Here is a 12865-nt window from a genome sequence, read left to right on the forward strand (position 1 = left end):
GTTCTCCAAAAATCCAGTTATCGGTTGGCCGCGAGGGCTGCCAACTGCTGCGTCAGATAGCTTTGGGTGCTCTGCATCGACTGCAGCATCGTGTCGAGCGAGGTAAATTGTTTTCGATACATGGCTTCCAGCTGGGTCAAGTGATCGCTGAAGGCGTCGCGCTGTTTGGCCACTGCCTTGATGCTGGCGTTCAGGCCGTCGGTTTTGCTGTTGAGGACGCTGTCCTTGCCGGTGAAGCTCGTGGCCAGGTTCGTCAACTGGTAGGCATAGCCTTGCGAAAAGGTCACGGTGCCGCGGTCGCCGGTGGCGCCGGTCTTGACCGTGATCTGGATACCCGCCGCCGGCGAACCGTCGGCCGCCGTCAGCGACTGGCCGTTGCCCGTCGCGGCGACGTTGCCGATGGTGCCTTCGATGTCGGTGCCGACGGCCGGCGTGGCGCTACCGAAGAGGTCACTGACGGCCGTGCCCGTGACGCCCGCGATCGAGATGTTCGACGTCGAGCCGTATTTGCTGGACGAGATCGACAGGTGGCCGGTGCCGTCCACCGAGGTCTCGACCGCGTCGCCGGCGCCCGCGAACGTGGCGTTGCCGTTGATGGCGGCGCGCAGCATCGACGCGAGCTGGTCGTTCGCATAGATGCCGGCCGGGATCGCGATGTTCTGGACTTTCGAATCCGTGGCCGGATCCGTCTGGTTCAGCGTGACGGTCCAGGTGGTGTTCGAGGCAATCGTCGTCGAGCCGGACAGGGGATTGGCGCCGCTCAGCGTGCCCTGCGTGGCCATGTGCGTGATGTTCACGGCATACTCGCCCGGCTTGGTGGCCGCCGTCGATTTGTCGAACGTGATGTTGCCGTCGCTGGCCGCGCCGACGGCCGCGAACAGGCCGCTGATGTCGCTGAAATTGCTGGACATGGCGTTGTTCAGCTTGGTCGAGTCGAGCGCCAGGCTGCCGTCCTTCTGGAACGAGACGCCGATCTGGCTGAGGTTCGACAGGCTGCTGTCCAGGCCTTCGACCTTGGTGCCCAGCGCGCGCCGCAACTGGGTCTGGATCGAACGGACGGCCGAGTCGCCCTGCAGCACGCCGCCCGTCTTGGTGTCGGCGTTGTAGCTCGAGAGACCGGAAATCGTCTTGTTCAGGTCGTTGTAGGCCTTGACGAAACCGTTGATGGCATCCGTCACCGCGCTCTTGTTCTGCGACACGGTCAGCGTCGTGCTGCCGGTCGTGGACAGGTCCAGGCTCACGCCCTGGATGACGTCGTCCACCGTCGTGTCGGCACTGCTGACCGCGATGCCGTTCATGGTCAGCTTGGTGTCCTGCGCGCCGCTCGTCTGCGTGAGGGCCTGCGTGCCGTTCGGATCATAGGCCAGCAGGCTGGCGAGGCCGGCGTTGACGGGGCCGCCGTCGGCGCCATCCACGGTGATCTTCATGGCCGACTTCTCGCCCGTCTTGTTCGACGTGATCACGAGGTGGTACGGGTTGTCGCCGCCGTCCGAGACGATGGTGGCGGTGACGCCTACGTTGGCCTTGTTGATGGCGTCGCGGATGCCCTGCAGGGTCTGGTCCTTCGTGTCCAGCGTCACGGTGCCGCTGGCCTGGGCGCCGTCCTGGGTGAACCCGGCGCCGATGTAGCTGCCGGCGCTGCCCGCCGTGAGGCCCGCCGCGCCCGGGTTGTTGCCGCCGACGAGTATCTGGCTGCCGTCCTTTGAACTCAGCGTGATGCCGGCCGTACTGGTGGCGTCCGAGCCCGTGTTGGCCGCGCCGGGAGCCAGGCCGATGCCGCCCGTGACGGTGCCGCTGACGGCTTCCGTGACGCTGATGTTGGAACCGTCGGCGGCGAAGAACTGCAGGTCGCCGTTGGCGGCCGAGCCGGTGAACGTGATGTTGGCGGCGGCCAACTGGTTCGTGACGGTGTTGGTGCCGAGCGCGGTGTCGAGCGACGCGGCCGTGACGGTGGTACTGCCGTCCGAACTGGCCAGCTGGACGCCGCCCACGGTCAACGCATAGTTGCCGCCGGTGCCGACGACCACGTCGCCGAAGGTGCCGAACATCGTGGCCGAGGTGGACGTGATGCCGGCCTTGGCCGTGACGCCCGTCGTATCCGTTTCGTCGTTGATGGCCGAGGCGAGGTCGCGTGCGCTGCGCGTCGTGCCGTTCGTGCTGATCGCCGTGCCGTTGATGGTCAGCGAGCCGGTCGCGATGCCGGACGCTGCGCTGGCCAGGCTCAGCGCGGCGCCGGCCACGCCGAACGTGCCGCCGCCGATGCTGCCGAACTGGAACGTGAGCGTCGTCTTGGCGCCGTCGCCGATCTGCGCCGTATTGCTGGCCTGGCCGCCCGTCATGAGGCTTTGTGCCTGCGCGAGCTGGCTGACGTTGATCTTGTACTTGCCGGGCACGGCGCCGGCGCCGGGAGTGGCCGTCAGGAGATCCTTGTTGCTGGACGAGCTGCTCAGCGCGCTGAAGGTGTTGGCCGAGTTCAGCGTCGTCAGCGCACCCTGAAAGACGCCGACTGCCGCACTGACCTTGCCGTACGCCTGCAGCTTGGTCTGGTAGTCAGTCGTTTTCTTGTCGTAATTGTCGAGCGGCGCCGATTCGGCCGACATCAGCTTGCTGACGAGACCGTTGACGTCGAGGCCGGAGCCGATACCAGGTGAGCTGATTCCCACTTGTTTCTCCTGTGAAAGCGATAATGTAAGTCATTATCGACAGAAGCAAACCGTACTTGAGAGTGGGAAATGTGCGTTATTTCCGTGCCAGAACAATTTGGTAGGAAAAATGCAATAGAGAAAGGGAATAGGCAGGAAGCGCGGGCCGCGGGCCCACGCTTCACGGTGAAGCGGACATCGAGCGCTCAGGCCGTCTGGTTGATGAGGAGGCCCTGCTGCATCTTGTCGATCGACTTGGCGATCTGCAGCGCTTCCTTCGAAGGGATCTGACGGACAACCTCCTTCGTGCTCTGGTCGATGACCTTGACCACGATGTCCTTGCTGTCCTCGTCGATCGTGAATTGCAGGCTTTGCGACGAACCCAGCATGGCGTCGTTCATCTTCCTGACAGCGGCCGACACATCCTCGCGCGACGGCTTGGCGGCGTCGGCAAGCTTGCTCTTGCCGGCCGACTCCGTCTCACCCGTTGGCGTCGCCGGCTGGGCCGGGCGATCCTCCACTCGGGGAGAAACAGGTGAACCCACTGGTTGTATGTTCATGATGAATTCCCTAGCAAAAATTCCCCGGCTGAATTACTCCAGCCGAGGAATCACTTTACACCGCTATCGGTGGCTTATTGCGACTGATTAGCCACGCAGCAGCGACAGGACACCGTTCGGCAGCGAGTTGGCCTGGGCCAGCATCGAGGTACCGGCCTGCTGCAGGATCTGGCCGCGGGTCATGTTCGCGGTTTCCGAAGCGAAGTCGGTGTCGACGATACGGCTGCGCGATGCCGACAGGTTCTCGGTCGACGACTGCAGGTTCGAGATCGCCGAGCTGAAGCGCGACTGCAGTGCGCCGAGCTGGGCGCGCTGGTCGTTGACCTTGGCCAGGGCGGCATCGGCGATCTTGATTGCCTGCTGGGCGTTGGCGAAGCTGCCGACGTCGATATCCGACACTTTTTTCAGATCCGACGAGGTTGCCAGACCGAAGCCGCTGGTGTCGGTGGCCGAGAAGCTTTCGCTCGAGTCAAGCGTGATCGTGCCCTTGGCGATGCTCGGCGTGCCGACGGTCGCCGACACCGCGGCGAACGTACCCGCGGCGCCATCGCTGTCGTAGGCGGCGATCTTGCCGTCCGCGGCCGTGTCCAGTTCGGTCAGCTTGATATCGTTGCCGCTGGCGTTGGTCAGCTTCAGGCCCTTCGCGTCCGCATCGTACGATGCCGTCACGCCCGTCTTTGCACTCTGCGCGTTGAACGCGCTGATTGCCGCCGCGTAGTCGTCCGCCGTGCCGGTGCCGGAGCCGATCTTGAATGCCACATTGATGTCGGTCGAATTGTCGGACCCCAGCGCCAGCGTGTAGGCGACGCCAGCCGTGCCCTGGAACCCCACGCTGGTGGTTGCAGTCGCGGTCACGCCGGAATCGGCGGACTTGTTGTTGATGGCGGCAGCCGCATCCTTGGCGGTGCTGTTCGCGGAGATGTCGACCGTTGCCGTGCCCTGGCTGCCGTTGATGACCATTGCGCCGGTACCGCCGACGATCGCGCCGGTATCGATCTGGCCGTCGGTGGTCGTCGTGTTATTGCCATAGACGGACGTGCTGAAATTCGAGCCGGTCATCGAGATCAGCTGGTTGGCGTTGGCGCCGACCTGGAAGTTGGCGGTGCCCATCGAGCCGTCCAGCAGCTTGGTGCCGTTGAATTCGGTAGTGCTGGCGATGCGGTTCAGTTCCGAGGTGAGCTGCGACACTTCGGTCTGCAGGGCTTTACGGTCGCTGGCCGAGTTCGAGGAGTTCGAGGATTGCACGGCCAGTTCGCGGATACGCTGCAGCATGTCGCCCGAGCTCGACAGGGCGCCTTCGGCGGTCTGGGCCATCGACACGCCGTCGTTCGCGTTGCGGGTCGCCTGGTTCATGCCACGGATCTGCGAATTCATACGGTCCGAAATTGCCAGACCGGCGGCATCGTCTTTGGCGCTGTTGATGCGCAGGCCCGACGACAGGCGCTGGATCGAGGTGTTGAGCGAAGATTGCGAGGTGGACAGGTTACGCTGAGCGTTCAGGGATGCAACGTTGGTATTGATAACGGACGACATGGTGTCTCTCCAGACTTGGTCTTGCAGGGTGTGGCGACGTGCCACTCATGATCACTTTGGTCTGCCACGCTGTTCCGTGACATTCAAACCGCTGTTGATGCTGGTAACGGTGCTCTACGGAAAAAGTTTAGAGGGCGAGAGCGAAAAAAATCGACATTTTTGTGTCGCCGCCGGAAGCGGGCCTGCCTTGGCGGCGACGAATTCGGGAACTTTAGGGTGAAAAAAAATATTTTTTCGTGGCCAGGCTTGTCAGTCAGCCACCACCACGCGGTTCTTGCCGCTCTGCTTGGCCTGATACATGGCCTTGTCCGCGCGCGCCATCAGGCTGGCCTGCTCCTCGTTCGGATGGCGCAAGGCCACGCCGCACGAGAACGTGATCAGCATCTTCTCGTTGTCGTGCAGGAAGAAATGCTTCGTGAGCTCGCGCTGTACGCGCACCATCGCGGCCGATGCCGCTTCGACATTCGTTTCTGGCAACAGGATGAGGAATTCCTCGCCGCCGAAGCGGGCGATCACGTCCATCGAGCGCAAGGTGTCCCGCACGACTTTCACGAGGTGGCGCAGGGCGTTGTCGCCCGCGAGGTGGCCGTAGGTGTCGTTGAGCTTCTTGAAATTGTCCAGGTCGAGCAGGGCCACGCACAGCGGCGTGCCGCGGCGGTCGGCGCGCGCGCTTTCGCGCTCGAACACGTCGTCGAGGCCGCGCCGGTTGAGGCTGCCCGTCAACTGGTCTTCGCGCACCAGTTCGCTCATGTGCTGCAGCTTCGCTTCCAGATCCTTGATGCGCGCCTCCGCTTCCTGCACCTCCTGGTGCGCGGCCAGCATGCGGTCGCGCGAGGCCATCGCCTCGGCCTGCACGATTTTCGTTTCGCGCAGCACTTCTTCCAGCACCACGTTGAGTTCCTCGATATTGCCGGCACCGCGGATGCGCTCGGAAAAGCCGCCGATCTTTTCGTGGAAATCGCCCGTCGACGCCGCCACGGAACCGAGGCGGTCGATGAACGTCATCATCATGTTCTTGACGGTCGCCTTGACGTCCGCGATGCCGTGCTTCAGCTGCCCCTGCTTGTAGATGACATCCTTCAGGCTGCGCGTGGCGTCTTCCAGCGCGCGGTGGTCGAGCGGACCGGCGATCAGGTCCTGCACGGCGGCGATCTGGCCGCGCATCCAGCTGTCGTCGTCCAGCAGTTCGGATACGTTTTCCAGCAGCAGTTTAAACAGGCGCAGCAGCAGTTCCTGCTGTTCGGCCGTATCGCCGCTCTTCAGTTCGATCTGGTAACACAGGTCTTTCAGGCGCGTCGCGATTTCCTGCAGCGCTTCCTCGCTGTGCGCGGCCTTGACGGCGGCGCCCAGCGATTCCGCTTCGCCCGACAGGTTCGGCGTGCCCGCCAGCAGCGACGCGACGGCGAACGTCAGCGTGCGGCTGAGCAGGTCGCGCAGCAGCTTGGCTTCGCCGTTCTCCACGCCCAGCGACAGCGCGGGGTGCGTGTGGCGGCGCAGGTGTTTCTCGGCCAACTGGGACAGCGTGCGCGCATAGCCGTCCCAGTCGCGCTGCTTGACGGCGCGGTTGAAGCGGGCGCCGAACTCGGCCAGCTCGCCGGGCGTGTCGGCCAGCCTGTGGGCGAAGCCGGACAACACGTTCTCCGCGCCCGGGTTTGCGGGTGGGGCTGGAGGCGGCAGGACGTCGACGCCGGCGATCTCGTTATAGATCTCGCGGTAGGCGTCCGGCGTCGGCGCGATGCGCCGCGTGGCGAGCCGGCGGAACGCTTCGCGTGCGATTTCCGCAGGGTTCAGGCCGGGAACCCCCGGCGGGCGTTGTGAGCTGGACATTTTGGACGTTGCAACATGGCATTATTATTATCGTCATAGTAAGCCGCGGCCAAGAAAACAAATCGCCGATAAAACGCGGAATTACCACTCAGTCTTTACGACTGTATTGACGAAGCGCAAATCAGTCAATGAGCTGGTTGCGGATGGCGTAGTGGGTCAGTTCGGCACTGGTCTTGAGTTTCATCTTGGCCAGCAGGCGCGAGCGGTACTCGCTGACCGTCTTCACCGACAGCGAGAGTTCGCGCGCGATCTCGCTGACGGTCTTGCCGGAGGCGATCATGGTGAGGGTCTGGTATTCGCGGTCGGACAGCGCTTCGTGCACGGGCGCGTCGTGGTTCTCGCCCAACTGGGCCGCCAGCACCTGGGCCAGTTGCGCGCTGACGTAGCGCTGGCCGCCGGCCACCTGGCGGATCGCGTTGACGAGTTCCTTCGGCGCGCTCTGCTTGGTCAGATATCCGGCCGCGCCCGCCTTCAGCGAGCGGATCGCATACTGGTCTTCGCGGTGCATGGACAGCATCAGCACGGCCAGGTCCGGTTGTTCGCCCTTGATCTGCTTGAGCACTTCGATGCCGTTGCGGTCGGGCAGGGAGATGTCGAGCAGCACCACGTTGCAGCGCGATTTGCGGAACAGCTTGACGGCGTCGAGACCGGTCTCGGCTTCGCCCGCGACAACGATGTCGCGCTGTTCGGCGAGGATTTGTTTCAGGCCTTCACGCACGATGGCGTGGTCGTCTGCAATAAAAACGCGGATGCTGGCTTTTTCTGTCATGCTCGGGTGGTTTCGCTGCGTCCGGCCGCGGGGGCGGCCAGCCTGATCTTGACGACGACCATCGTGCCGCCTCCAGGTGCCTGCGACAGGGTGAGCGTGCCGCCCAGTGCCCGGGCGCGTTCGCTCATGCCGCGCAGGCCGAACGACTGGGGCTTCAGGCGGTCGGCGGGCGTGATGCCGCGGCCATTATCGCAGATGCCGAGCGTCAGGTGCTGGCGCTGGCGGCGCAGGCTGACCGTCACGCGCGTGGCGCCCGCGTGTTTCGCGATATTCGTCAGCGCTTCCTGGAAGATGCGGAACAGCGCGGCCGCCTGGTCCGGATCGAGGTCGATTTCCTTGTCGGCGCTGCGGAACACGCAGGCGATGCCCATCTGCTTTTCGAATTCGCGCGCCTGCCACTCGAGCGCGGCGACGAGGCCCAGGTCGAGTGTGCTGGGACGCAGGTCCAGCGAGATGCGGTGCACGGCCTCGATCGTGCGGTCGACGAGGTCGTCCAGGTAATCCGCCTTGTCGCGCAGGGCCGGATCGTCCGGCAGGCGCGCCGCAAGCATCGACAGCGCCATCTTGATCGCGGTGAGATTGCCGCCCAGGTCGTCGTGGATCTCACGCGCGATGCGGGCCCGTTCCTGTTCCTTGACCTGCTGGATGTGGTCCGTCAGCTCGGCCAGCCGCGCACGCGACCGCCGGGTTTCTTCCTGCTCCAGCTTGCTCGCGGTGATGTTGGTCATGATGCCGTCCCACTGGACACCGCCACCGTCCAGCGGCAAGGGCGTCGCGCGCAGGCTGATCCATTTGACGTCGTTCCACGCCTCCACGCAGATGCGGCCTTCCCAGTTCCACGCGGCCAGCGCCGTCCTCGACGCCTCCATCGCGTCCTGGTAACCCTTGCGGTCCTCCGGCAGGATCAGGCGCAAGAAGCGCTCGGGGTCCTGTTGCAGTTCCGACACCGACAGGCCCAGCAGCGCCGTGCACCCCTCGCTCAAATACGGGTACGCCATCGTGCCGTCCGCATGCAGCACGAACTGGTAGACGAGCCCGGGCGTGTGGTTGACGACGGCGTTGAAGCGCGCCTGGTATTGCTCGAGCGCCATGCCGGCCGCCAGTTCCAGCGACAGGTCGTCGCCGATCGCGAGGATCAGCGACCGGCCGTCGCGCACGACGCGCAAGAAGCACAGCTTGATCGGATACGTGGTCCCGTCGGCGCGGCGATGGCGTGTGCGCAGGCTGACCTGGTCGCCGATCTCCTGGCCCAGCGAGCCGATGAGCGCAACGAGTTCGCCGCGGTCGAGCTGGGGCGCCAGGTCGAGCGGCGTCATGCCGCACAAGGCCTTGAGCTCATGGCCGAGGTTGCGGCGCGCGGCCTGGTTGACGTCGGCGAGGCGCAGCGTGTCGGCGTCGAACAGATAGATTTCCGTGGTGGACGCCTGCATCGCGGGCGCGAGGACGGGGGCAGGGGTCGAGGTGTCCGGGCTCATGGTCATGTCATTGGTCTGTCGGTTGGCGCCGGCGCGCACGCCATTGGACCACGAACCGGCGCAGCACCCGCACGAGGCGGCTGGAATGGCGGCCACCCGCGTCGGCCGGCCTTGCGCGCAGCCGGCGCAGCAGGCGCCGGTAGCCGAGCCGCAGGCCGCGCGCCGCCCGGCTGGCCAGGTGGCACGCGTGGCTCGTGCGCCAGTAGTCGAGGCAACGGGTCTTGGCGCCCATGAACCAGCCGTGGCAGCGCGCGAACCAGCCGACCGCCAGCAAGGTCGGCAGGGTCAGCACATAGATCCGCGCCACGACGGCCGCGCCGCCCACCTTCGCCACCACGATGGTCGCGATGCCGGACAACGCGTGGCCATGGGCGATCGCGAGCAGGGCCAGCAGCTTGACCGGAAACAGCAGCAGGCCGGGCAGCACGAAGGCGCACAGGGCGGCGTACGGCGGCAGGGTGCGCACGCGGGCTTCCAGCGCCGCCAGCGCCGGCCAGCGCGCGAGCGCCCGCGTGAGGCGCATGCCGGTATCCCAGCACCATTCCTCGACGAGCAACACCACGGCCGCCAGGTACACCAGCGGCGCGAACATCCGGCTGCGTGGAAGGGCTCGTGTCATGGCCTCATGATACGGGAAACGTGAACGGCACAGGGGCGCGCGCGCGTTGTCGAAGGCGCTACAATAGACGCATGAACAAGGCATTTGTAAAAGAGTCCGATAACGACGACGATGACGAGGCCCTGGCGCTCGCCCAGGCGATACCCGCCGGGTCCAAGAACTACATCACCCCGGCCGGCCACAAGGCCATCAAGGACGAGCTGCTGCAGCTGATCGACGTCGACCGTCCGGAAGTCGTGCGCGTCGTGCACTGGGCCGCGTCCAATGGCGACCGTTCGGAAAACGGCGACTACATCTACGGCAAGCGTCGCCTGCGCGAAATCGACCGGCGCATCCGCTTCCTCACCAAGCGCCTGGATTCCGCCTTCGTCGTGGATCCGTCCGTCCACTACGGCAACGACCAGGTGTTCTTCGGCGCCACCGTCACCTATGTCAACAAGGCTGGAGAAGAGCATACGGTCACCATCGTCGGCATCGACGAACTGGACCCGCTGAAAGGCAAGATCAGCTGGGTCTCGCCGGTGGCGCGCGCACTGACCAAGGCGCGCGAAGGCGACGTCGTCACATTGCATACGCCGCAAGGCAATGACGAGCTGGAAATCCTGAGCGTCGAGTACCCGGAGCCTGTCGCGGACTGATCCGGCTGGTGGCACGGGGCGCGCGGCGCGATGGTGCCGCGGCTGATAAGATGGCGGTTTCTGCTTCCCGCATCCCATGAACCGTTCCGCCGACGTTGCGTCCGAAGCCGATCCGCTGGCCGCCCTGCGCGCGGCCACCGCCACCCGCCACGCGGCCCTCGATGCCGGCCTGCCGATCGGCGCTCCCGGCGCCTCCCTGCACGACTACACCGCCCACCTGGTCCTGTTGCGGACCTGGCTCGTGCCCCTGCACGTCTGGCTGGCCGGATTCGCGGATGGCCCGCCATTCGAACACGCAACACGTCTGGCCCGGATCGACGCCGATCTCGCCGAGGCGGAACACGCGTTGTCGACCACGCCGGCCGGCACCGGCACGGATGCCGCCGCCTGGCCGGCAACGGCCAGCCCCGCCTACCGCTGGGGCGTGCACTACGTCATCGAAGGCTCGCAACTGGGCGGTGCCGTGTTGTACGAGCGCCTGCGCGAACGCCTGGCGCCGCACGGGCTGCGCTACCTGAAGGGCGACGACGCCGGCCCCGGCCCCCGCTGGCGCGTCTTCATGCAGGCACTGCGCGCCAGCGTGCGTACGCCGGCCGAGATCGCGGACGCCTGCGCGGGCGCGTGCGCGGCCTTCGACCGGATCCTGGGGCTGCGCGCCGATCCGCGTACCGGGCTTGCGCATCCGGCATTGCCGCCTGCAGCCGCGCCGGTACCGCCGCCGGCACGCGCCGGCACTGCCTGAGCCGCCTGGACGCTCATTCGATGGCTTCGGCCAGCCGCAGCATCCACGCCTTGCCGTGGTCCTTGCCGCCGTCGGCGAGCACGTCCTGTGCCACGCTCAGCGTGAAGACCTTGGCATCCGTGAACCAGCGCAGCTCGGAGACGGCCTGGCCTGTCGGCGCGCGCCGGATCGCGAACTGGGCCGGGCAGCGGGCAGTGCCGTGCCGCACGGAGGCATTCATCAGCTCGCGCACGCCGAGGACGCCGCCGCCTTCGGCCACGTAGGCCCACTCGTGCAGCATGACGAGCACACCGTCGGGACGCCGGTACACGCGCTTCACGCTGCTCCATGGGCCGTCCAGGCCGGGCCCCTCGGGCACCACGCCCACCAGCGTGTAGCCGGCGAGATCGCTGGCCGCGACATCTGCAGGCGGCACTGTCGCATGCGCAATGAAGCGATCCAGCGCGCCATCCGGCGGCAACGCCCGCCCGTCGGCGCTTTCCAGGTCGTGCGCTTCCTCGGACGTCATGTCGCCGTAAAGTACGCCGTCGCCCGCGCGCAGCCGCCTCATTTCGTCGTCGACCGCGCGCCGTAATTGCGGCGGCAGCGATGCCAGATCCACAAATTTGGATTTTCCGGGTTCAATTTGCGGTACGGGATCGGCCGCGTCCGCTTTTTTATGGCTATCCGCGCCGGCGTGAACAGTCAATAAGAAATAGCCGATCAGAAAAACCATAAGGTATCGGATCAATAACGCACTGTGTTCAGCGATCGGTGGCCGCATGCTCATTTCCGTTTCCAATAATAATTTTCCAAATCGAAACGTCTTTTTCTACGCCTTTGTACGATGGTTCGGCCGAGTGAATATGCGGGATCGCGTCCTGTTCCGGTTTGTGCCACGCCAATAGTGTGTATCTGGTTTCCGGGGTTAAATAATTCCCAAGAATTAATATGTCAATAGAAAGTAAACACAGAGAATCCGGAAAGTTGAGGTTGCATAAAAATCCTCATATTTAAATAACGCATCATTATTTCGACCCGAAAAGAAAATGAGGAAATGATGAGGCAACTTTACGAATATCACCCTGTCGTCGGCTATCGCTACATTCCCCGTCTGCGGGTGCGGATCCCGCATGAAGGCGGCGGATATCTCATCCAGGTCAACGAACAGGGATTCCGCGCCGACCGCCCCTTCGCGCGGGCACGTACACCCGGGCACCGGCGGGTCCTCGTGTTCGGCGATTCGTTCACGGCGGGCGATGCCGTGCCCAACCGCCAGCGCTATACCGAGCTTCTGGAAACGCGGCTGCCCGGCGCCGGCACGCCGCCCGTCGAGGTCTACAACTTCGGCCTGTCGTCGACGGGGACCGACCAGCAATACCTCATCTGGCGCGAATTCGGCCGCGACATCGAGCACGACCTCGTCGTGATCGCCGTCTTCGTCGAAAACATCCGGCGCGTTGCCGCACAATTCCGTCCGCACCACGACGAGCACGGCGTCGAGCGCCTGTATGCCAAGCCGTATTTCCGGATCGAGAACGGCACGCTGCAGCTGTGCCAGGTGCCGCCCCGGCGCGAACCGTACGAGGAACACGAGCTGGACGCCGCGCAGGCCGCCGCCGTGGACCATGGAGGACGCTTCCTCATGCTGCGCAGGATGGTGACGAAGCTGGGCATGCGCGACATGGTCCAGCACCTCACGCAATACCAGCCGCTGCCGCACTACGACTCGCCCGCCAGCCCGGCCTGGTGCCTGATGCGCGCGATCCTGGCGCAGTGGATCCGGGCGCTCGACGGGCCCGTCCTGCTGATGCCGCTGCCGTTGCCGCAGCACCTCGACGAAACGTGCGATGCAGCGCCTTACCAGGCCCGCTTCGCGGAACTGGCCGCCGACGTCGGCTGCCGCCTGCACGACCCGCTGCCCGACCTGCTGCGCATCGCGCCCGCCACGCGGCGCCGGCTGCGCTGGGACAAGGACATCCATTTCACGCCGGCCGGCCACGACGCGCTCGCGCGTTCGCTCCAGCCCGTCATCGCGGACATGCTGGGCGCAGGCCTGGCCCGCGCCAGCTGAGGAGGCG

General features: G+C 65.3%; 11 protein-coding genes. 3 read left to right on the plus strand and 8 right to left on the minus strand.

Going from position 1 to position 12865, the window contains the following annotated elements; all coding sequences use genetic code 11:
* Window positions 1-17: 17 nt before the first annotated feature.
* From fliD to ACEN9G_RS19230, 7 genes are all read right to left on the minus strand, one after another.
* Entirely contained in the window at window positions 18-2663 is a 2646-nt protein-coding gene (fliD, locus tag ACEN9G_RS19200) for a flagellar filament capping protein FliD (protein ID WP_413340504.1), read from the minus strand.
* A gap of 185 nt (window positions 2664-2848) precedes the next feature.
* A complete protein-coding gene (locus ACEN9G_RS19205) occupies window positions 2849-3202 on the minus strand; it encodes a flagellar protein FlaG (protein ID WP_413340502.1) in 354 nt (117 codons plus the stop codon).
* An 87-nt stretch (window positions 3203-3289) separates the two neighbouring features.
* Window positions 3290-4735, minus strand: a complete 1446-nt coding sequence (locus ACEN9G_RS19210) for a flagellin N-terminal helical domain-containing protein (RefSeq protein ID WP_413340500.1) — start codon at window positions 4733-4735, stop codon at window positions 3290-3292.
* A gap of 249 nt (window positions 4736-4984) precedes the next feature.
* Entirely contained in the window at window positions 4985-6562 is a 1578-nt protein-coding gene (locus ACEN9G_RS19215) for a GGDEF domain-containing protein (RefSeq protein WP_413340499.1), read from the minus strand.
* Between the two features lie 121 nt (window positions 6563-6683).
* Window positions 6684-7331, minus strand: coding sequence for a response regulator (locus ACEN9G_RS19220; RefSeq protein WP_413340498.1), 648 nt, complete (start codon window positions 7329-7331; stop codon window positions 6684-6686).
* Window positions 7328-8806: a PAS domain-containing sensor histidine kinase gene (locus tag ACEN9G_RS19225; protein ID WP_413340497.1), complete on the minus strand. Its 1479-nt coding sequence runs from the start codon at window positions 8804-8806 to the stop codon at window positions 7328-7330. Before ACEN9G_RS19225 ends, ACEN9G_RS19220 begins: the two co-directional genes overlap by 4 nt.
* 7 nt (window positions 8807-8813) lie before the next feature.
* On the minus strand, window positions 8814-9425 hold the full coding sequence (locus ACEN9G_RS19230; RefSeq protein WP_483126850.1) for a hypothetical protein: 612 nt from the start codon (window positions 9423-9425) through the stop codon (window positions 8814-8816).
* Window positions 9426-9496: 71 nt separating this feature from the next.
* On the opposite strand from ACEN9G_RS19230, the gene greB reads away from it, so the two are divergent.
* The gene (greB, locus tag ACEN9G_RS19235; RefSeq protein ID WP_056328497.1) at window positions 9497-10063 is read left to right on the plus strand and encodes a transcription elongation factor GreB; all 567 of its coding nucleotides are present in this window, start codon (window positions 9497-9499) and stop codon (window positions 10061-10063) included.
* Between the two features lie 76 nt (window positions 10064-10139).
* A complete protein-coding gene (locus ACEN9G_RS19240; RefSeq protein WP_413344474.1) occupies window positions 10140-10805 on the plus strand; it encodes a biliverdin-producing heme oxygenase in 666 nt (221 codons plus the stop codon).
* 13 nt (window positions 10806-10818) lie between these two features.
* On the opposite strand, the gene ACEN9G_RS19245 is transcribed toward ACEN9G_RS19240, so the two are convergent.
* Entirely contained in the window at window positions 10819-11568 is a 750-nt protein-coding gene (locus ACEN9G_RS19245; protein WP_413344476.1) for a hypothetical protein, read from the minus strand.
* Window positions 11569-11841: 273 nt separating this feature from the next.
* On the opposite strand from ACEN9G_RS19245, the gene ACEN9G_RS19250 reads away from it, so the two are divergent.
* Complete coding sequence (locus ACEN9G_RS19250; protein WP_483126851.1) at window positions 11842-12858, plus strand: SGNH/GDSL hydrolase family protein; 1017 nt, start codon at window positions 11842-11844, stop codon at window positions 12856-12858.
* Window positions 12859-12865: the final 7 nt, after the last annotated feature.

The organism is Massilia sp. Masssp94, assembly GCF_059491305.1.

Excerpts from the sequence above, each read along its gene's own strand:
- ACEN9G_RS19215 (WP_413340499.1), bottom strand. The coding sequence starts at position 6,562 with ATGTCCAGCTCACAACGCCCGCCGGGGGTTCCCGGCCTGAACCCTGCG.
- greB (WP_056328497.1), top strand. The coding sequence starts at position 9,497 with ATGAACAAGGCATTTGTAAAAGAGTCCGATAACGACGACGATGACGAG.
- ACEN9G_RS19220 (WP_413340498.1), bottom strand. The coding sequence starts at position 7,331 with ATGACAGAAAAAGCCAGCATCCGCGTTTTTATTGCAGACGACCACGCC.
- ACEN9G_RS19245 (WP_413344476.1), bottom strand. The coding sequence starts at position 11,568 with ATGCGGCCACCGATCGCTGAACACAGTGCGTTATTGATCCGATACCTT.
- ACEN9G_RS19250 (WP_483126851.1), top strand. The coding sequence starts at position 11,842 with ATGATGAGGCAACTTTACGAATATCACCCTGTCGTCGGCTATCGCTAC.
- ACEN9G_RS19240 (WP_413344474.1), top strand. The coding sequence starts at position 10,140 with ATGAACCGTTCCGCCGACGTTGCGTCCGAAGCCGATCCGCTGGCCGCC.
- ACEN9G_RS19230 (WP_483126850.1), bottom strand. The coding sequence starts at position 9,425 with ATGACACGAGCCCTTCCACGCAGCCGGATGTTCGCGCCGCTGGTGTAC.
- ACEN9G_RS19205 (WP_413340502.1), bottom strand. The coding sequence starts at position 3,202 with ATGAACATACAACCAGTGGGTTCACCTGTTTCTCCCCGAGTGGAGGAT.
- ACEN9G_RS19225 (WP_413340497.1), bottom strand. The coding sequence starts at position 8,806 with ATGAGCCCGGACACCTCGACCCCTGCCCCCGTCCTCGCGCCCGCGATG.
- ACEN9G_RS19210 (WP_413340500.1), bottom strand. The coding sequence starts at position 4,735 with ATGTCGTCCGTTATCAATACCAACGTTGCATCCCTGAACGCTCAGCGT.